Consider the following 17770-nt stretch of genomic DNA (forward strand, 5'->3'; position numbering starts at 1 on the left):
TTGGCCATCTTCGAACCTGCAGCTACGCCCCATCACTGGAAGCCCGCGGCGCTGGCGGCGGGGCCGTTCGCGGGCCTCCAGGGTGGGGCGGTCGCCAGCCTCCTCACCGCCGAGGTCGAGGCGATGGCCGGTGCGCGCAACTGGGGGACCGCGATCTCGGCGGCAGCCTGGTTCCTGCGGCCGACGCCGATGGCGGAGTTGCGCACGCACGTGACCGTCGTGACCGAAGGCGGCCGGATCAGTGTCGTCGACAACACGCTCTGGCCGGCAGGCGAGGCGCAGCCCTGTGCGACGGTGCGCGTGACGCTGGCGCGCGAGCGCGCGATCGAGGTCCCGGGGTTTTACGGACGCGCAGCCGATCCGGCGGATCCCACGGCATTTCCGTTGCGCAACCTGCACGCCGTCCACGGTCATGGCCGAAGCTGGTTCATGGACGCGATGGAAGCCCGCGTCGGCGGCGATGTCGCCTGGTTTCGCATGCATCACAGCGTGATCGCGGATGCCGGCCCGCTGGCGCGGGTGCTCGGTCCGGCGGATTGGACCCACGGCATCGCGCGCCCGGTGCAGAACGTGGTGGCCGACCCCAATCCGAACCTCGCGGTTCAGCTGTTCAGGCCGCCGCGGGGCGAATGGATCGGCGTTCGCGCCGAGGCGCGCTGGCGTCCGGAAGCCGGGCTCGGCGTCGGCAGCGGGGCATTGCTTGATGTCGATGGCGAGATCGGCCGGGTCTCGATGTCGGTCATTCTCGTGCCCTTCCCGACAAGCGCACCGGCTTTGGGTCAGGGTTCCGCCGCCGGTTAACCCTAATTATTCCGTCAACTGTCGGTGCGGTCACAAAATTAGGCCGCGAACCGTGCTCTGATTAACGCGACTTAAAATGGACGGTGGTCGCAAACGTCTATACAACGTGGTGATCACGTAACTCTTTCATTTTGCAGAGATCGGTTTTTATGGCAGCCGCGCCCGCTGTCCGGCGTTCCGAACTGGCTGAGGCGCTGCGCGCATGCCGCAGCGCCTTCATCGGCGTCGGTCTCATCAGTTGCATGATCAACCTGCTGTACCTGACGGGTTCGATGTTCATGCTGCAGGTTTACGACCGGGTCCTGCCGAGCCGCAGCGTTCCCACCCTGGTCGGCCTCGTGGTGATCGCCGCGGTCCTCTACATGGCACAGGGTGTGCTCGATCTGCTGCGCGGACGCATCCTCGGCCGCGTCGGCACCTCGCTCGACGAAGCGCTCAATGCGCGGGTGTTCGACACCATCGTGCGGCTGCCGCTGCTGGCCGGCAATCGCAGCGAGGGCCTGCAGCCGCTGCGCGATCTCGACAATGTGCGCTCCTTCCTCGGCAGCATGGGCCCCGGCGCATTCTTCGACCTGCCCTGGTTGCCGTTCTACATGCTGATCTGCTTCGCATTCCATTGGCTGCTTGGCGTGACCGCCCTGGTCGGTGCCATCATCCTGGTGACGCTGACGCTGATCACCGAATACATGTCGCGCACGCCGGCCAAGGAAGCGATGTCGCTCGCGGCGCGGCGCAACGATCTCGCCGCCTCCAGCCGCCGCAACGCCGAGGTGCTGGTGGCGATGGGCATGTCCGGCCGGATGAACAGGCGCTGGAACGAGGCCAACGAGGAATATCTGTCCGGCAACCAGCGTGCGAGCGACGTCACCGGCGGGCTCGGTGCGGTCGCCAAGGTGCTGCGCATGATGCTGCAGTCCGCCGTGCTCGCGGTCGGCGCCTATCTCGTGATCCATCAGGAGGCCACCGGCGGCATCATCATCGCCGGCTCGATCCTGAGCGCGCGGGCGCTGGCGCCGGTCGATCTTGCGATCGCGCATTGGAAGGGTTTTGTCGCCGCGCGGCAGAGCTGGCAGCGGCTCAACCGGCTGCTGCAGCAGATGCCGGCGCGGCCTGCGCAGACGCTGCTGCAGGCGCCCGAGAAAAAGCTGTCGGTCGAGGCGGTGACCATCGTTGCGCCGGGCGACCAGCGCGCCATCGTGCAGGACGTCACCTTCACCGCCGAAGCCGGCAGCGGCGTCGGCGTGATCGGCCCGAGCGGCTCCGGCAAATCGTCGCTGATCCGGGCGCTGGTCGGCGTCTGGGTGCCGGCGCGCGGCAAGGTGCGGCTCGACGGCGCCGCGCTCGATCAGTGGTCGTCGGACGAACTCGGCCGCCATGTCGGCTATCTGCCGCAGGACGTCGAGCTGTTCGCCGGCACGGTCGCGCAGAACATCTGCCGGTTCGATCCCGACGCCAAATCCGACGGCATCATCGCCGCGGCCAAGGAGGCCGGCGTGCACGAGATGATCATCAAGATGCGCGACGGCTACGACACCCAAGTCGGCGAGCAGGGCACGGCGCTCTCCGCCGGCCAGGCGCAGCGCGTCGCGCTGGCGCGGGCGCTCTACGGCAGTCCGTTCCTGATCGTGCTGGATGAGCCGAACTCCAACCTCGACAGCGAAGGCGACGAGGCGCTCACCCGCGCGGTGCGTAGCGCCCGCGAGCGCGGCGCGGTCGTCGTCGTGGTTGCGCACCGGCCGATCGGCATCGAGGGCGTCGACCAGCTGCTGGTGCTGAAGGACGGCCGCATGCAGACCTTCGGACCGAAGGAGACCGTGCTGGCGCAGGTGCTGCAACGCGTCGCGCCGCCGGTGCCGACGCCGATCAAGATCGTCGCCGATGCGGGGGCGGCCAAGTCATGACCGCTCAGCCGCGCAACGCACATGTCTCGATCAGAAAGCACCTCGTGGTCGGCCTTGCCGTGGTGCTGGTGCTGGGCGGCGGCGTCGGCGGCTGGGCCGCGACGGTGCCGATCTCGGGCGCGCTGATCGCGCCGGGCTCGGTGGTGGTCGATACCAACGTCAAGAAGGTGCAGCATCCGACCGGCGGCGTCGTCGGTGAAATCCTGGCGCGCGACGGTGACACGGTCAAAGCAGGCGACGTCGTCGTGCGGCTCGACGAGACGGTCGTGAAGGCGAGCCTCGCGATCGTGGTCAAGACGCTGAACGGCCTCTTTGCGCGTGCGGCCCGGCTCCAGGCCGAGCAGCAGGGTCGCGACAAGATCGCGTTTCCGCCGCAGCTCACCGAGCAGGCCAGGGATCCCGACGTTCGCGACATCATGGCGAGCGAGACCAAGTTGTTCGAGGTCCGCGTCAACGGCCGCACCGGCCAGAAGGCGCAGCTGCGCGAACGCGTCACCCAGCTCAACGAGGAAATCTCGGGCCTGCAAGCACAGGAGGCCGCCAAGGACAAGGAGATCGCCCTGGTGCAGCAGGAACTGGTCGGCGTCCGCCAGCTCTACGAGCAGCATCTGGTGCAGCTCACCCGCCTGACCACACTGGAGCGCGACGCGGCGCGTCTCGCCGGTGAGCGCGCGCAATACATCGCCTCGCGTGCCCAGGCCAAGGGCAAGATCACCGAAACCGAGCTGCAGATCATCCAGGTCGACAAGGACATGCTGGCGGAAGTCTCGAAGGATTTGCGCGAGACCAACGACAAGATCGGCGAGTTCGTCGAGCGCAAGGTCACCGCCGAGGACCAGTTGCGCCGCATCGATATCCGCGCACCGCAGGACGGCGTGGTGTTGCAATCGACCGTGCACACGGTCGGCGGCGTCATCACCGCGGGCGACGCCATCATGATGATCGTGCCCAAGGCGGACGATCTGTCGGTCGAGGCCAAGGTCAATCCGCAGGACATCGACAAGCTGCAGGTCGGCCAGAAGACGCTGTTACGCCTCTCCGCCTTCAACCAGCGCACCACGCCCGAGCTGAACGGCGTCGTCACCCGCGTCTCCGCCGACACCACCACCGACCAGCGCACCGGGCAGAGCTACTACACCATCCGCGTCTCGATGCCGCCGCAAGAGGTCGCTCGCCTCGGCAGCGAGGTGAAGATCATCCCCGGCATGCCGGTGGAAGCCTTCGTCCAGACCGGCGACCGCACCATGCTGTCGTATCTGATGAAGCCGATGACCGACCAGTTCATGCGCTCGTTCCGCGAGAAGTGAGAACGCGCGCGAGGCTCTTGTAGCCCGGATGAAGCGAAGCGCAATCCGGGAACAGCAATGCGGATGAAGAGGCCCCGGATTGCGCTGCGCTTCATCCGGGCTACGCACCTTCGCCGTATCAATGATTTTCACCCCGCGTCGTCCCGGCGAAAGCCGGGACCCATAGCCACAGGCGTTTGCCGTGAGCGACGGCCGTGGCCCCAGCGTCATTCAAAACCAAGATTCGTGGTAATGGGTCCCGGCTTTCGCCGGGACGACGCTGTTGGAATTACCGCTCTAGATTCCGCAACAGCAACTCCAGCGCCGCCTTCGCAAATGCCTGCATGTTGGCCTGCCGGTCGTCGCTCGCGGTTTCCAGCGTGATCACCTGCTGCCTGGGACCGACGACCGCCATGCAGCTATGACCCGCGGCATCGCCGTAGCGGTTGCCGGTCGGGCCGGCGGCGCCGGTCTCCGACAAGCCCCAGTCGGTCGAGAGGCGTTCGCGGATCTGCCGCGCCAGGAGTTGCGCATAGGGTTCCGATGATGAGCGGAGGCCGCGCATTGCGTCGTCCGGAATATCCATCAGCGCGCGCCGCGCATCGCGGGTGTAGATCACGCCGCCGCCGAGGAAATAGGCCGACGCACCGGGCACCGCCAGCAGCGACGCGGAGATCAGTCCGCCAGTGGACGATTCCGCGACCGCAATCGTCTGCTTGTTCGCGATCAGTTTTGCGGCGACCTGTTCGGCGATGGATGTAAGTGCGTTCATCGGCGGTCTTTCTCGTTGCTTGCCATGAAAATCCCGTGGGGCGTTCTGCCTTCCTAGCACACCACATCGGCCCCTGCCGAGTTGCGGACCGTGGCACGGCCTGCTTGAATATCGACAACAACCAAGCGGCGCCTCGCAAATCGCTGTGAGAGCGCGGGCAGAGAAACTCGCTGAGGAAACATGACGTCGCCGATCGCGGGCGGCGTGGATTGCGATCTGCATCCCGCCGTACCTCACCTCACCAGCCTGCTGCCGTACATGAACGATTACTGGCGCGACCAGGTGACGACGCGCGGCATGACGGATTTGATCTCGCAATCCTATCCCACCAATTCGCCGATCTCGTCGCGGCCGGACTGGCGTCCCGCGCAGGGCAAGCCGGGCTCGAGCCTTGCCGACATGCAGCGCCAGGCGCTCGACAGGTGCGGCACGGCGTACGGCATCTGCAATCCGCTCTACGGCGTGCAGATGGTGTTCTCCGAGGACATGGCCGACGCCTTCTGCCGCGCGTTGAACGACTGGCTGGTCAAGGAATGGCTCGACAAGGACGATCGCCTGCGCGGCTCGATCGTGATCCCCGTGCAGAGTATCGAGAAGGCGGTGGCCGAGATCGAGCGCTGCGCGCAGGACAAGCGCTTCGTGCAGGTGCTGATGCTCGTGATGGGCGACATGCCGCTCGGCAAGCGTCACTACTGGCCGATTTACGCCGCAGCCGAACGGCTCGGCCTGCCGATCGGCATCCATGCCGGCAGCGCCTATCACAATCCGCCGACTTCGGTCGGCTGGGGTTCCTATCACATCGAGGACTATGTCGCGCAGGCGCAGGCGTTCCAGACCCAGCTCACCAGCCTGATCGTCGAGGGCGTATTCGCGCGTCATCCGGCCTTGAAAATGGTGATGCTGGAGTCGGGCTTCACCTGGCTGCCGCCGTTCCTGTGGCGGCTGCACAAGTTCTGGCGCGGCGTGCGCATGGAGACGCCGTGGGTCGACCGCGCGCCGCTGGAGATTGTGCGCAGCAACATCCGCTTCTCGCTGCAGCCGGTCGACGCGCCACCGGAACCCGATACGCTGAACCGGCTGTTCGACCATATGCAGTCGGACGAATTGATCCTATTCTCGACCGATTATCCGCATTGGCAGTTCGACGGTGACGAGGTGCTGCCGAGGGGGTTGTCGCCGGATCTGGTCCGCAAGATCATGATCGACAATCCGCATGCGACCTATCCGCGCCTCAAGGTGATGGCATGATCCCGAAAAGTGGCGTCCGGTTTTCGGACCAGATCATGCCCAGGACGAAAGAGGAGACGACGCGATGAACGTCCAGATTCGGGAACGCCCGGAAGCGGCATCGTCAGCCAGCATCAAGACCGCGATCGCCGATTGCGACATCCATCCGGCGCGCGCGACCAAGGACGAGCTGCATCCTTACCTCGCCAGGCGCTGGCACGCGCATCTCGAAACCTTCGGCGTACATGCCTATCAGGGCATGATGGAAGGTCCGCCGTATCCGAAGGCGCAGCCGAATGCGTCGCGCCGCGACGCCTATCCGCCGGAGGGCGGCCCGCAGGGTTCGTCGCTGTCCTTCATGCAGAAGCAGCATCTCGATCCCAACAATGTCGCGCTCGGCGTGCTCAATCCGCTCAACACCGGGCAGGGCATCCGCAACCAGGATCTCGCCGGCGCGATCTGCTCGGCGATCAACGACTGGCAGATCGAGAAATGGACCAGCAAGGATTCGCGCCTGAAGGGTTCTGTCGTCGTCGCCAATGAGGACGGCCTGTCGGCCGCGGCCGAAATCCGCAGGCGCGCAGGCGACAGGAATTTCGTCCAGGTGCTGCTGCTCAGCCGCAATGTCGAGCCGCTCGGCCAGCGCCGCTACTGGCCGATCTACGAGGCGGCGCAGGAGACGGGGCTGCCGATCGGCGTGCATGCCTTCGGCTTCGGCGGCAACCCGATCACCGCCTCGGGCTGGCCGAGCTATTACATCGAGGAGATGGTCGGCCACTCGCAGTGCCAGCAGACCGCGCTGGCGAGCCTCGTGCTCGAGGGCGTATTCGAGCGCTTCCCGAAATTGAAGATGGTGATGGTCGAAGCCGGCTTCGGTTGGGCGCCGTCGCTGGCCTGGCGGCTCGACAAGGTATTTTCGCGGCTCCACGCCGAGGTGCCGCATTTGAAGCGCAAGCCGTCGGAGTACATCCGCGACCACATCTGGTGGACGACGCAGCCGATGGAAGACCCGGAGAGCCGCGACCATCTGTTCCAGACCATCGAGTGGATCGGCTGGGACAGGCTGCTGTTCGCGACGGACTACCCGCATTGGGACTATGACGAGCCGTCGCGCGTGCTGCCGGCCGGCGTCAGCGACGCCAAACGCCAGGCGTTCTACCTCGACAATGCGAAGCAGCTTTACGGTATCGCATGATCCGAAAAAGTGGGAACCGGTTTTTCGAATCAGATCATGCGTGAGAACAACTGATGGCAAGGCATGTGATCGCTCCCGTGGACGAATTGCCGCCGGGTTCGCGAAAATTCCTCGAGATCGACGGGCGGCCGATCGCCGTCTTCAACGTCAAGGGCGAGTTCTTCGGCCTGTTGAACCGCTGCCCGCACCAGGGCGCGGCGCTGTGCGAAGGACCACTGATCGGGCTGGCATCGTCGTCCGATCCCGGCGAGATCGAATACACCAAGCTCGGCGAAATCCTGCGCTGTCCCTGGCACGGCTGGGAGTTCGATATCCGCACCGGCCAGTCCTATTGCGATCCGCGCCGCTTCCGCGTGCGCGCCTATCCGGTCAGCGTCGAGCCGGGCACCAATGTGGTGAAGGGACCGTATGTCGCCGAGACCATCAAGGTCGCGGTGGAGAGCGACTACGTGGTGGTGGATCTCTGATCTCCTGTCATTTCGGGGCGCGCGCCGTGCAGCGCGAACCCGGAATCCATTTGACCGCTTGTTCTGAGGCCCGATGGATTGCGGGCCTGCGCCTTCCAAGTCGGCTGTTGCCGACTTGGACACTTAACATCTGCCGAACTCGGGTAAACCCTAGTTCGGGCGGCGCATCCCGGACGGGGTTGTCATTCCGCCATCATCTGCCGTTCCCGCGCGTAGCGCACGAGCGCGACGAAGCGGTAGATTCCGTGCACGAATTTTCCGTACGGCATGGTGATGAACAGCGCGAACACCACGCCGAGATGCAGCGCCAGCAGCGGGCCCATCGCGGCGGTCTCGCGCCACGCCAACAGGGCAAGGCCGGTGATGCTGGTCAGGAACAGCATCAGGATGAACGCGGTGTCCATGCCCATGCGCTGCTCGTCGACCAGCACGCGGTCGCGCTTCCACTTCTCGCTGAGCAGGCCGATCGGGCCGACCACGAGCCCGATGCCGCCGAGCGTGCCGAGCACCACGGGCAGGTCCCACCACGCATAGGGCGCCTCGCGCGCCAGGAGGTAGTGATAGAGCGTGCCGACGCAGGTCGCAGCGAAGCACAGCGCGAAGCCGTAGAATGTGAAGTGGTGATACAGCTTGCGGCGGTCCGTCGGGTGGTCGTCCTCGTTGAAGCAACCGACGCCGCCACCGTCGAGATAACGCAGCTCGCCGGCGTCGCCGACCGCCTGCAACAGCGACTTCGCGTCGGTCTTCCTGCCGACCGGGTCGCCGATATCACGCCAGAACGCGCGCACGCCCATCACCAGCGCGAGGATCGCGTAGAGCAGGGCGGCGCCGAACAACAGCGCCATCGCATTATGCGGCATCAGTTTGTAGAACGCGCCGGGGCCGGTATGGATGCCGGTGAGCACGCCGGGGTCGTTCAACGCGGCGAAGCCGAAGATGAAGGCGGCGACGCTGAGCGCCGCGATCAGGCTGATGACGAGGCCGTTGCGCGCGAACGCGCCGGAGAAAGCGCGCGGCCAGGCGTAGGCGGCATAGGATTCGGCGCGCGCCACCGCGAGCGTCTTCGGGACGTTGACGTTGAACTCGTGCGGTGGCGAGAACTGGCAGTCGGTGTAGCAGGCGCCGCAGGAATGGCAGAGATTGGCGAGATAGTTGAGGTCGCCGTCGGAGAAGGCGCGGCGCATCTCCATCGCGGGAAACACCGCGCACAGGCCCTCGCAATAGCGGCAGGAATTGCACACCGTCATCAGACGGTCGGCTTCCTGCAATGTCCTCGTCCCGTGCATCGCGCCAGCCTTGCTCTCAGTTCCGCGCATTCTTCGCCGCTTCCCGCCCGGCAACGCGGCCGAACACGCTGCCGATGGTCATGCCGATGCCGGCGGCGTAGCCACGGCCGAGCACGTTGCCGGCCATGATCTCGCCGGCGGCGAACATGTTGGCCGACGGCTTGCCGTCCTTCATCAGCATTCGTGACTGCTGGTTCACGCGGGTGCCGAGATAGGTGAAGGTGATGCCGGGCCGCACCGGATAGGCGAGATAGGGCGGCGTCTCGATCCTGCGCGCCCAATGTGTCTTCGCCGGCGTGATGCCTTGGGTAGCGCAGTCGTCGAGGATGGTGTGATCGAAGGTGCCCGGCCGCACCGCGGCGTTGAACTCGGTGATGGTCTTCTCCAGCGCCGCCGCGTCGAGCTCGAGCTTGCCGGCGAGCTCGGCGATCGTTGCGCCCGCGATCGGCGGAAACAGCGTCGGCATGAAGCTCGTCACGACGGTCGAGTCGAAGATGATGTAGGCGATCTGGTCCGGTTGGGCTGCGACCAGGCGGCCCCAGATCGCGTAGCGCTTCGGCCAGATGTCCTCGCCCTCGTCGTAGAAGCGCTCGGCATGCTTGTTGACGACGATGCCGAACACGACAGAGTCATGGCGCGTGATGATGCCGCCGTCGAATTTCGGCGCGCGGGCGTCGATCGCCACCGCATGGCATTGCGTGGGATCGCCGATCTCCTGCACGCCCTTGGCGAGCAGCATCTTCAGGACCGCGCCGCGATTATAGGGTGTGCCGCGGATCAGGAAATTGTCGGCGGCCTCGCCCCAATATTCTTTCAGCCATTCGATGTTGGCCTCGAAGCCGCCAGCGGCTGCGACCAGCGTCGAGGCGCGCACCTCGGTCTTGCCGCCGACCGGCTGCTTCAGCTGGGCCGAGAGGAACATGCCGTCCTCGATCACGAGATCGATGACTTCGGCATCGTAGAGGATGTCGACGCCGAGTTCCTCGGCGGTGCGATAGAGCGCGTTCAGCATCGCGCGGCCGCCGCCAAGGAAGAACGAGTTGGTGCGGCCGAGGCTCAAGGTGCCGCCGAGCGAGGGCTGCCAGCGCACGCCCTGTTCGACGATCCAGTTCAGGATGTCCTTCGACTCGTGGATCATGAAGCGGGCCAGTTCCTCGTCGGTCTGGCCGCCGGTCACCAGCAGCAAATCCTTCCAGAACTCCTCCTCGGTATAGGGCCCGGTGAGGATCTCGGTCGCCGCGTCATGGGCGCAGCGCATGTTGCGGGTGTGGCGGGTGTTGCCGCCGCGGTAGAATTTCGGGGCGCCTTCCAGCACCAGCACGGAGGCGCCGGCGCGCCGTGCGCTGATCGCAGCGCAAAGGGCGGCGTTGCCGCCGCCGATCACCAGCACGTCGAACCTTCGCGTCAGATCAACCATGCGCTCTTGTTATCGTTGTTGGCATGGAAAGCAACATGCCGGGGCAGGCGATCGGCCTGCCCCAATTGCATGCGGACGATCAGGCAGCGACTGTCTTGCGCTGCTCGATGGTCTGGCCGCCGCGATAGACGATCAGCGCAGCGACGATGCCGAGCGCCGCGCCGAACATCAGCCAGTAGGCCGGTGAGGCCTTGTCCTGTCCGGTCATGCTGATCAGCTTGGTCGCGACGAAGGGGGTGGACGTGCCGAAGATGCCCGCCGCCAATGCGAACGCGATCGAGAAGCAGGTGGTGCGGACATGCGCCGGCACGATCTCGACCAGGCATCCCAGCATCGTGCCGCTGTAGACGCCGAAGTAGAACGAGAACATCATTTGTACCGCCAGCAGCTTCCCGAGCGAGGGCTCATGCGAGAGCCACGACAGCGCCGGGTAGGCGGTCACGAACGACAGCCCCGCGATCGTGAGCAGCACCGGCTTGCGGCCAATTCGGTCCGATACCGCGCCGCCGACCGGATTCCAGATGAAATTCGTCACCGCGACGAGCAGGGTCACCAGCAGCGTTCCGGACGCCGAAAGGTGCAGTTCCTTGCCGAAGCCGGGCGCATACACCGTGATGAAATAGAACGTCGTGGTGGTCAGCACCGCGATCATCATGCCGAGGATGACGATGCGCCAGTTCTCGATCGCGGATGCGAACACTTCGCTCGGTGTCGGATGCTTCTTCATGGCGAGGAAGGCCGGCGTTTCCTCCAGCGAGCGCCGCAACATGAAGATCACGGGAATGATGAGGCAGCCGATAAAGAACGGGATGCGCCACTTGGCGATGCCGCCGATCACATCCAGGAAGGTGTCGCCCGGCATGACCTCGCGCAGCAGATATCCGATGATCGCGGCAACGAAGATCGCGACCTGCTGGCTCGACGATTGGAACGAGGTGTAGAAGCCGCGGTTGCCGGGGGTCGCGATCTCGGAGAGATAGACCGACACGCCGCCCAGTTCGACGCCGGCGGAGAAGCCCTGGATCAGGCGGCCGATCAGAACGATGATCGGCGCGGCAATGCCGATCGCTGCATAGCCCGGACAGAACGCGATCACGACAGTGCCGAGCGCCATCAGTGCGAGCGTCACGATCAGGCCCTGCCGGCGGCCGATGCGGTCGATGTAGGAGCCAAGGACGACCGCGCCGACGGGACGCATCAGCGCGCCAAGCCAGAATACGCCATAGGCGTTGAGCAGCGCCGCGGTCTCGTTCTGGGCGGGAAAGAACGCTTTCGCGATGTCCTGCGCATAGAAGCCGAACAGGAAGAAGTCGAACTGCTCGAGGAAATTGCCGCTGGTCGCACGCAGGATGGCGCCGAGCCGTGACTTGATTTGCGGTACTTGCGATGGACTCGACTGCGACATAACGCCCTTTCCTCCCCGTGACAAAACGGCCGGCGCAAATTGTCTCGCCGGCCAAGGCAGTTAGCTGCCATGTGCGGCAATTTGGCACGGCTGTCCGGCGCGACCAACCCGAAATCGTGCAGGGGCCATCGGAAAAAAGCCGTAGACCAGAGCGTTTTCGAGCGAAGTGGAGGCCGGGTCGCGTGAAGAAAACGCGTCAAGAGGAAAATGAAGAGGGCCGTGCGCCGCCTCAAGGCGCGCTATGCGCTGTGGCGCCGAGCCAGGACCGGAATGCCGAGAGTTTCGGTGAATCGGCGCGTCCCTGCGGCGAGACCAGGTAGAATCCGGCGTCGGCCGGCAGCGCGATCTTGAAGGGAACCACGAGACGGCCCTTGGCGATATCGTCCTGCACATAGGAGGTGCGGCCCATCGCGATGCCGATGCCGTCGATCGCGGCCTGGACGGTCACGAACAGCAGGTCGAAGGTCACGCCCGGCTGCTTGGAAATGTCGGTCGGCAGTCCCGCCGCGGTCAGCCATAGCCGCCAGTCGTCGCTATTGGCGTTGCTGGTGTGCAGCAGCACGTGATCTCTGAGATCGTCAGGAGTTTTGAGCGGCCTGGTTCCCTGTAGCAGCGACGGGCTGCACACCGGAAACAGCTCGTCCGCCATCAGCCAGTCCGCGCGCAGGCCGGCCCATTGGCCGCGGCCATAGCGGATCGCCGCGTCGACCTTGTCGCGCTGGAAGTCGACCAGGCTGGTCGAGGTCGTAATGCGGACGTCGATGCCGGAATGCGCCTCCTGGAATGCCGACAGCCGCGGCAGCAGCCATTTGGCCGCAAGCGACGCCAGCGTCGACACCGTCAGCACGTGGTCGTCGTCCCGGCGCAGCAAGCGGTCGGTCGCGAGCCTGAGGTCGTTGAAGGCGGCGCGGACGCCTGGAAGGTATTCCGTAGCCTCCGGCGTCAGGCTCAGCGAGCGGTTCTGGCGGATGAACAGGCGGACGCCGAGTTCTTCCTCGAGCCGCCGGATCTGATGGCTGATCGCGGTCTGCGTCACGTTCAGTTCGGACGCCGCCAGTGTGAAGCTCATGTGCCGCGCGGCGGCCTCGAATGCCCGCAGGCCGTTCAGCGAAGGCAGGCGGTTGGTCATCCCCAGATTGTCTCCCAATTCATGACTTTAATTCATGCGAAACGGTACAAAGTGTCGTTTGTGAATGGGCCGAATAGCTCCGATATTACTGCCAACAGGTTACCGATAGGAGCCGTAAATGTCCATTTTCACACATGAATCGATGACAAATCATCATACTCCGGGGCTGCTGAACCAGGTCAGCGACACCTTGCATGTCTGGTGGGATCGCTACGAGCGCCGCCGTGAGCTGTCGCAGTGGACCGAGCGCGATCTGCACGACATCGGCATGTCCCGCAGCGACATCGCTTTCGAAACCGAGAAGCCGTTCTGGCGGGCCTGACAAGGACGCCAGAGCGCGACCAGCAAAAGTGGACGCCGGTTTTGCGTCCGGTCGCGCTCCAAACTTAAGCAAGGCGCATGACCCGGCCGCCAAACCGCTTCACACTTTGGCGGGTCATGTGCCGCCCGGCGCCGCCTCGATGAGGGGCGCCGGCCAATTTCTTTACCCGAGGAGCGTGTCATGACTGCGCTGCATCTCGACGATCTCAAGCAATACTCCGACGTGCTGCGCGCCAAGGACGGCAGCGAGATCAAGGTGCGCTTCGTCGAGCCGCGCGACCGCGAAGAGTTGCAGAGTTACATCCGCTCGCTCTCCGCGGGGTCCCGTTACAACCGCTTCCTGGGCGCACTGAGCGAGCTGCCGAAGACGGAGCTCGAGCGTTTTATCCATGTCGGCGAGGCTGATCGGTTCACGGTGGTCGCGACGATGCTGGTCGATGGTTTCGAGACCATCGTCGGCGAAGCCCGCTATGCCTTCCATGCCGATACGTCGAGCGTCGAGTTCGGCCTGTCGATCGATGACCGGTGGCAGGGCCACGGCATTGGCAAGGCGCTGTTGAACAATCTTGAATGCCGCGCGGCGTCCTTCGGAGCCGAGCATATTTTCGGCGACACGCTGCGATCCAACGCGACGATGATCGGCCTCGCCCGCAAGTCGGGCTACGCCTTCGTCCAGAGCCCCGGCGACTGGAAGCTGGTGCGCTTCGTGAAAGAGATCCACGTCGAACCGCAAGACATTCCCTGTGCCAGCTGGCGGCTCGCCGCCACTTCCCGCTCGGCCGCGATGTCCTCGCTTGCGGTTTGACTGACTAGGCCCGGTTCTGGCCTCCCCAGAACCGGGCCCTTTTCTTTATTGAGCTTTGTCTTCGCTTGCTCCGGTGCTGCCTCTCCCAAAAGGGAAGAGGTGACTGCAAAGGCGCTACGGGCCTCAACTCCCCCTGAACACCGGCTTGCGCTTCTCGATGAAGGCCTGCACCGCCTCCTTGTGATCTGATGTCGTGGTGAGGCGGATCAGCCGCTCGGCCTCGTGGTCGCGCGCGGTGGCGAAGTCGAACTGCAGCGCCTCGTCGAGATTGTCCTTCATGTAGCGCAACGCCAGCGTCGGGCCTTCGGCGATCGACTTCGCCAGCGCAAAGGCTTCGTCCTGCAGCGTCTCGTCCGGCACCACGCGGTTGACCAGGCCGATCTGCTCGCACCTCGCGGCATCGACTTTTTCCGAGGTGAACATCAGTTCGCGGGCGCGCGAGGTGCCGACCAGGCGCGTCAAAAGCCACGCCATGCCGTAGTCGCCGCTCAGCGCCACGCGCAGGTAACCGGTCGAGATGAAGGCGGATTGCGCGGCGATCCGGATGTCGCAGGCCATCGCGATCGCAAGGCCGGCACCGACCGCGGGACCGGGAAGGGCGGCAATGGTCGGCTTGCGCACCGAGGCCAGCGCGCCGGTGAGCAGGCGCTGACGCTCCTGCAGATCCGCGACCTTGTCCTCATAGGACATTTCGAGCTTCTTCGGGTCGCGATTGGCGCCCATGCCCTTGACGTTGCCGCCGGCGCAGAACGCCTTGCCGGCGCCGGTCACCAGCAGCACACCGACCTCCGGGTTCTCGCCGCAGGTCCGGATCATGGTGCGCAGTGCCGGCGTCAGCGTGTCCGACAGCGAGTTGCGGGCGTCGGGGCGATTCAGCGTGATGACGGCGACGCGGTCGCGGATCACGCAGAGCAGTTCGTCGGTGCCGGTCTCGATCCTGATTTCGCTGGTCATGTTTCTTCCCCTGTTTCCCCGTCATTGCGAGCGGAGCGAAGCAATCCATGGCGCCGCATTTGGAGAAATGGATTGCTTCGTCGCTTCGCTCCTCGCAATGACGAATGTGGCTGCGGTTTGCGTTCAGCCTACGCCTGTTGCATGATTTCCGTCATCTCAAAACTTCTCAACCCAGGGCCGCAATTCCAGTTCCCAGGTCCAGGCGCTGCGCGGCTGTTGCAGCACGTTCCAGTAACTCAAGGCAATCGCGTCGGGATCGAGCATGGAGTCCGGCTTGTCGGCGGGCTCGGTGCGGGCGGCGCTGCGGATGCCGCCGTCGATCACGAAATGCGCGACATGGATGCCCTGCGGCGACAGTTCACGCGCCATGCTCTGCGCCAGCCCGCGCAACGCGAACTTGCCCATCGCGAACGGCGCCGATTGCGCATAACCCTTAACGCTGGCGGAAGCGCCGGTGAACAGGATCGCGCCCTTCTTGTTGGGCAGCATGCGCTTCGCCGCCTCCTGCGCCACCAGGAAGCCGCCGAACGCCGACACCGCGATCGCCTGCTCGACCTCTGAAGGCACGAGTTCAACGAACGGCCCGCGGCTGCGGCCACTGGCATTATAGACCACGAGATCAGGTGTTCCGATCTCGCGCTCGACCAGACCAAAAAGCCGTTCGACATCCTCGGCCTTGGTGGCATCGCAGGCATAGGCCTTCGCGCCGGTTTCGGTGCAGAGCGCGCCGAGTTTTTCGATGCTGCGGGCGCCCAGCGCCACGCGAATTCCCTCCCGCGAAAATAGCCGCGCCAGCGAGGCGCTGAGGCCCTCGCCGGCGCCGACGATGAGGGCGATCTTGTACTTGGGAATATCCATTGGGCTTTCCTTTGCTCGGCCGGAGGAGGATAGTCGTGCCTAAAGAAATGAGCACCGAAGCTGGGAATTCAATGCAGCAGCACAAGCATGATTTGACGCCGTCATCCGCCAGCCAACCGGGCCTGCTGGCGCCGGATACGACGGGAATGAATTTCTATCGGGCCGATCCGGCGCTGACCGATCTGTTGAAGCTGCATCTGCCCGAGGCGCTGTTCCGCCACATCGAGCCGCATCTCGACCGGCTCGGCGGATTGGCCGGCGGCGCTCTCGATGAATGTGCGCGGCTTGCCGACCGCCACACGCCGGTGCTGCATCAGCGCGACAAGTTTGGCCGCGACGTGCAAACGATCGAATATCATCCGGCCTATCGCGAGATCGAGAAGGCCGCGTTCGGCGAGTTCGGCATTCACGCGCTGTCGCTCCGCAAGGGCATCATGGGTTGGCCCGACAAATATCCCGTCGTCGCCAAGCACGCCTTCACCTTCCTGTTCAACCAGACCGAGTTCGGCATGGGCTGCCCGATCAACGTCACCGACGGTTGCGCAAAGCTTTTGGCGAATTTCGGTAGCGAGGCGTTGAAGGCGAAATATCTCGACGGCCTCACCCAGACCGACATGGTCAAGCTGACCCAGGGCGGCCAGTTCATGACCGAGAAGGAAGGCGGCTCCGACGTCGGCACGCTGACCACGCGCGCCGTGCAGGAAGGCGACCACTGGCGGCTCTACGGTGAGAAATGGTTCTGCTCGAACGCCGACGCCAAGGTGGTGATGCTGCTGGCGCGGCCGGAAGGCGCGGGGCCGGGCACAAAAGGCGTCGGCCTGTTCCTGATGCCGCGCTTCCTCGATGACGGCTCTCAGAACCACTACCGGATCGTGCGGCTGAAGGACAAGCTCGGCACCCGCTCGATGGCCTCGGGCGAGATCAAGTTCGACGGTGCGATCGCCTACGCCGTCGGCAAACTCGATCGCGGCTTCGTGCAGATGGCCGAGATGGTGAATTCGTCGCGGCTTTCCAACGGCGTGAAGTCGACTGCGCTGATGCGCCGCGCCTGGCACGATGCGATTACGGTCGCGCGCGGGCGCGTGGTGTTCGGCCGGCGCATCATCGACCTGCCGCTGGCGCGCCGCCAGCTGATGAAGATCATGCTGCCGAGCGAGCAGGCGCTGTCGATGAGTTTTCTCACCGCCGACGCGCTCGACCGTGCCGAGGCCGGCAGCCAGGATGCCGCGTCGCTGCTCCGCATCCTGACCCCGACCTTGAAATTCCGCGCCACCCGCGATGCCAGAAAAGTCTGCGGCGACGCGATGGAGATGCGCGGCGGCATCGGCTACATCGAGGAATTCGTCACGCCGCGGCTGCTGCGCGATGCGCATCTCGGCTCGATCTGGGAAGGCACCGGCAACATCGTCGCGATCGATGCGCTGAAGCGGGCGGTCGGACGCCATGGCGCCGACAGCGCGCTCGCGGCCGATCTGCATGCACGGCTGGACGATAGTCCCGATGTGCCGCAGGCCTGGTGCAACCGGCTGCGCGATCTCAGCGACCGCGCGATCGCCTTTGCGCGCGAAGTCGCCGGCCGCATCGACAATGAGGGTGATGCGCGGCGCGCCACCAGCCTGCTCTACCATGTCGCAAGCGCGGTGGCGTTGGCGTGGGAAGGCGGCCGCATCCACGAGATGCGCGGCGATGCGCGCCGGCTGTTGCTGTCGCGGATGGTGGTCGATCATCGTGTGATGCCGGGCGATCCGTTCCGGCTAACGGAAAATACCGTTCAGCGCAGGATGACCGAGCATCTGCTCGGTGATCGCGCAATCGGCATGGCCGAGGTTGGCGAATTGTTGTCGGCAGCGTAGGCTCGCCGTGGCCGCTCGCGCAGTCTCACCTCTCCCATCGGGAGAGGTCGGATCGCGCCAGCGATCCGGGTGAGGGGTTGCGCTCTATCGATA

At 65.0% G+C, this 17770-nt stretch carries 16 protein-coding genes; 9 read left to right on the forward strand and 7 right to left on the reverse strand.

Annotated features, from left to right (window positions below):
- From ACVILL_RS15650 to ACVILL_RS15660, 3 genes are all read left to right on the forward strand, one after another.
- Positions 1-801 (forward strand): acyl-CoA thioesterase domain-containing protein, encoded by an 801-nt coding sequence (locus ACVILL_RS15650; protein ID WP_456729873.1) that lies wholly within the window; start codon positions 1-3, stop codon positions 799-801.
- A gap of 149 nt (positions 802-950) precedes the next feature.
- Positions 951-2702, forward strand: a complete 1752-nt coding sequence (locus ACVILL_RS15655) for a type I secretion system permease/ATPase (protein WP_456729874.1) — start codon at positions 951-953, stop codon at positions 2700-2702.
- A complete protein-coding gene (locus ACVILL_RS15660; protein ID WP_456729875.1) occupies positions 2699-4009 on the forward strand; it encodes an HlyD family type I secretion periplasmic adaptor subunit in 1311 nt (436 codons plus the stop codon). The genes ACVILL_RS15655 and ACVILL_RS15660 overlap by 4 nt, the downstream gene beginning before the upstream one ends.
- A 268-nt stretch (positions 4010-4277) precedes the next feature.
- On the opposite strand, the gene ACVILL_RS15665 is transcribed toward ACVILL_RS15660, so the two are convergent.
- Positions 4278-4760, reverse strand: coding sequence for a CinA family protein (locus ACVILL_RS15665; RefSeq protein WP_456729876.1), 483 nt, complete (start codon positions 4758-4760; stop codon positions 4278-4280).
- Positions 4761-4940: 180 nt separating this feature from the next.
- On the opposite strand from ACVILL_RS15665, the gene ACVILL_RS15670 reads away from it, so the two are divergent.
- The 3 genes from ACVILL_RS15670 to ACVILL_RS15680 all read left to right on the forward strand — a co-directional run bounded on the left by ACVILL_RS15670 (position 4941) and on the right by ACVILL_RS15680 (position 7649).
- Positions 4941-6008 (forward strand): amidohydrolase family protein, encoded by a 1068-nt coding sequence (locus tag ACVILL_RS15670; protein WP_456729877.1) that lies wholly within the window; start codon positions 4941-4943, stop codon positions 6006-6008.
- Between the two features lie 64 nt (positions 6009-6072).
- On the forward strand, positions 6073-7182 hold the full coding sequence (locus tag ACVILL_RS15675; RefSeq protein WP_456729878.1) for an amidohydrolase family protein: 1110 nt from the start codon (positions 6073-6075) through the stop codon (positions 7180-7182).
- Positions 7183-7235: 53 nt separating this feature from the next.
- A complete protein-coding gene (locus ACVILL_RS15680) occupies positions 7236-7649 on the forward strand; it encodes a Rieske (2Fe-2S) protein (protein WP_016846808.1) in 414 nt (137 codons plus the stop codon).
- 182 nt (positions 7650-7831) lie between these two features.
- Here the strand turns inward: ACVILL_RS15680 and tcuB are convergent, their stop codons facing one another.
- The 4 genes from tcuB to ACVILL_RS15700 form a co-directional block, all read right to left on the reverse strand.
- On the reverse strand, positions 7832-8935 hold the full coding sequence (gene tcuB, locus ACVILL_RS15685; protein ID WP_456734270.1) for a tricarballylate utilization 4Fe-4S protein TcuB: 1104 nt from the start codon (positions 8933-8935) through the stop codon (positions 7832-7834).
- Between the two features lie 16 nt (positions 8936-8951).
- Positions 8952-10352, reverse strand: a complete 1401-nt coding sequence (gene tcuA, locus ACVILL_RS15690) for an FAD-dependent tricarballylate dehydrogenase TcuA (RefSeq protein ID WP_456729879.1) — start codon at positions 10350-10352, stop codon at positions 8952-8954.
- 79 nt (positions 10353-10431) lie between these two features.
- On the reverse strand, positions 10432-11757 hold the full coding sequence (gene tcuC / locus ACVILL_RS15695; RefSeq protein WP_456729880.1) for a tricarballylate/proton symporter TcuC: 1326 nt from the start codon (positions 11755-11757) through the stop codon (positions 10432-10434).
- Positions 11758-11986: 229 nt separating this feature from the next.
- Entirely contained in the window at positions 11987-12886 is a 900-nt protein-coding gene (locus tag ACVILL_RS15700) for a transcriptional regulator GcvA (RefSeq protein ID WP_456729881.1), read from the reverse strand.
- 118 nt (positions 12887-13004) lie between these two features.
- Between ACVILL_RS15700 and ACVILL_RS15705 the strand changes: the two genes are divergently transcribed.
- Positions 13005-13208 carry a DUF1127 domain-containing protein gene (locus ACVILL_RS15705; protein WP_456729882.1) on the forward strand — a complete coding sequence of 68 codons (204 nt, stop codon included), beginning with the start codon at positions 13005-13007 and terminating at the stop codon, positions 13206-13208.
- 180 nt (positions 13209-13388) lie between these two features.
- A complete protein-coding gene (locus ACVILL_RS15710; RefSeq protein WP_456729883.1) occupies positions 13389-14012 on the forward strand; it encodes an N-acetyltransferase family protein in 624 nt (207 codons plus the stop codon).
- A gap of 123 nt (positions 14013-14135) precedes the next feature.
- Here the strand turns inward: ACVILL_RS15710 and ACVILL_RS15715 are convergent, their stop codons facing one another.
- Together ACVILL_RS15715 and ACVILL_RS15720 are read right to left on the reverse strand one after the other, a co-directional pair.
- The gene (locus ACVILL_RS15715; protein WP_456729884.1) at positions 14136-14966 is read right to left on the reverse strand and encodes an enoyl-CoA hydratase; all 831 of its coding nucleotides are present in this window, start codon (positions 14964-14966) and stop codon (positions 14136-14138) included.
- Positions 14967-15122: 156 nt separating this feature from the next.
- On the reverse strand, positions 15123-15824 hold the full coding sequence (locus ACVILL_RS15720; protein ID WP_456729885.1) for an SDR family oxidoreductase: 702 nt from the start codon (positions 15822-15824) through the stop codon (positions 15123-15125).
- Positions 15825-15895: 71 nt separating this feature from the next.
- Here ACVILL_RS15720 and ACVILL_RS15725 point away from each other — a divergent pair, with 71 nt between their 5' ends.
- Positions 15896-17677 carry an acyl-CoA dehydrogenase family protein gene (locus ACVILL_RS15725; protein ID WP_456729886.1) on the forward strand — a complete coding sequence of 594 codons (1782 nt, stop codon included), beginning with the start codon at positions 15896-15898 and terminating at the stop codon, positions 17675-17677.
- The last annotated feature ends 93 nt before the right edge of the window (positions 17678-17770 follow it).

This window comes from Bradyrhizobium sp. USDA 3364 (assembly GCF_054056355.1).

Excerpts from the sequence above, each read along its gene's own strand:
- ACVILL_RS15655 (WP_456729874.1), top strand. The coding sequence starts at position 951 with ATGGCAGCCGCGCCCGCTGTCCGGCGTTCCGAACTGGCTGAGGCGCTG.
- ACVILL_RS15660 (WP_456729875.1), top strand. The coding sequence starts at position 2,699 with ATGACCGCTCAGCCGCGCAACGCACATGTCTCGATCAGAAAGCACCTC.
- ACVILL_RS15665 (WP_456729876.1), bottom strand. The coding sequence starts at position 4,760 with ATGAACGCACTTACATCCATCGCCGAACAGGTCGCCGCAAAACTGATC.
- ACVILL_RS15670 (WP_456729877.1), top strand. The coding sequence starts at position 4,941 with ATGACGTCGCCGATCGCGGGCGGCGTGGATTGCGATCTGCATCCCGCC.
- ACVILL_RS15675 (WP_456729878.1), top strand. The coding sequence starts at position 6,073 with ATGAACGTCCAGATTCGGGAACGCCCGGAAGCGGCATCGTCAGCCAGC.
- ACVILL_RS15680 (WP_016846808.1), top strand. The coding sequence starts at position 7,236 with ATGGCAAGGCATGTGATCGCTCCCGTGGACGAATTGCCGCCGGGTTCG.
- tcuB (WP_456734270.1), bottom strand. The coding sequence starts at position 8,935 with ATGCACGGGACGAGGACATTGCAGGAAGCCGACCGTCTGATGACGGTG.
- tcuA (WP_456729879.1), bottom strand. The coding sequence starts at position 10,352 with ATGGTTGATCTGACGCGAAGGTTCGACGTGCTGGTGATCGGCGGCGGC.
- tcuC (WP_456729880.1), bottom strand. The coding sequence starts at position 11,757 with ATGTCGCAGTCGAGTCCATCGCAAGTACCGCAAATCAAGTCACGGCTC.
- ACVILL_RS15700 (WP_456729881.1), bottom strand. The coding sequence starts at position 12,886 with ATGACCAACCGCCTGCCTTCGCTGAACGGCCTGCGGGCATTCGAGGCC.
- ACVILL_RS15705 (WP_456729882.1), top strand. The coding sequence starts at position 13,005 with ATGTCCATTTTCACACATGAATCGATGACAAATCATCATACTCCGGGG.
- ACVILL_RS15710 (WP_456729883.1), top strand. The coding sequence starts at position 13,389 with ATGACTGCGCTGCATCTCGACGATCTCAAGCAATACTCCGACGTGCTG.
- ACVILL_RS15715 (WP_456729884.1), bottom strand. The coding sequence starts at position 14,966 with ATGACCAGCGAAATCAGGATCGAGACCGGCACCGACGAACTGCTCTGC.
- ACVILL_RS15720 (WP_456729885.1), bottom strand. The coding sequence starts at position 15,824 with ATGGATATTCCCAAGTACAAGATCGCCCTCATCGTCGGCGCCGGCGAG.
- ACVILL_RS15725 (WP_456729886.1), top strand. The coding sequence starts at position 15,896 with ATGCAGCAGCACAAGCATGATTTGACGCCGTCATCCGCCAGCCAACCG.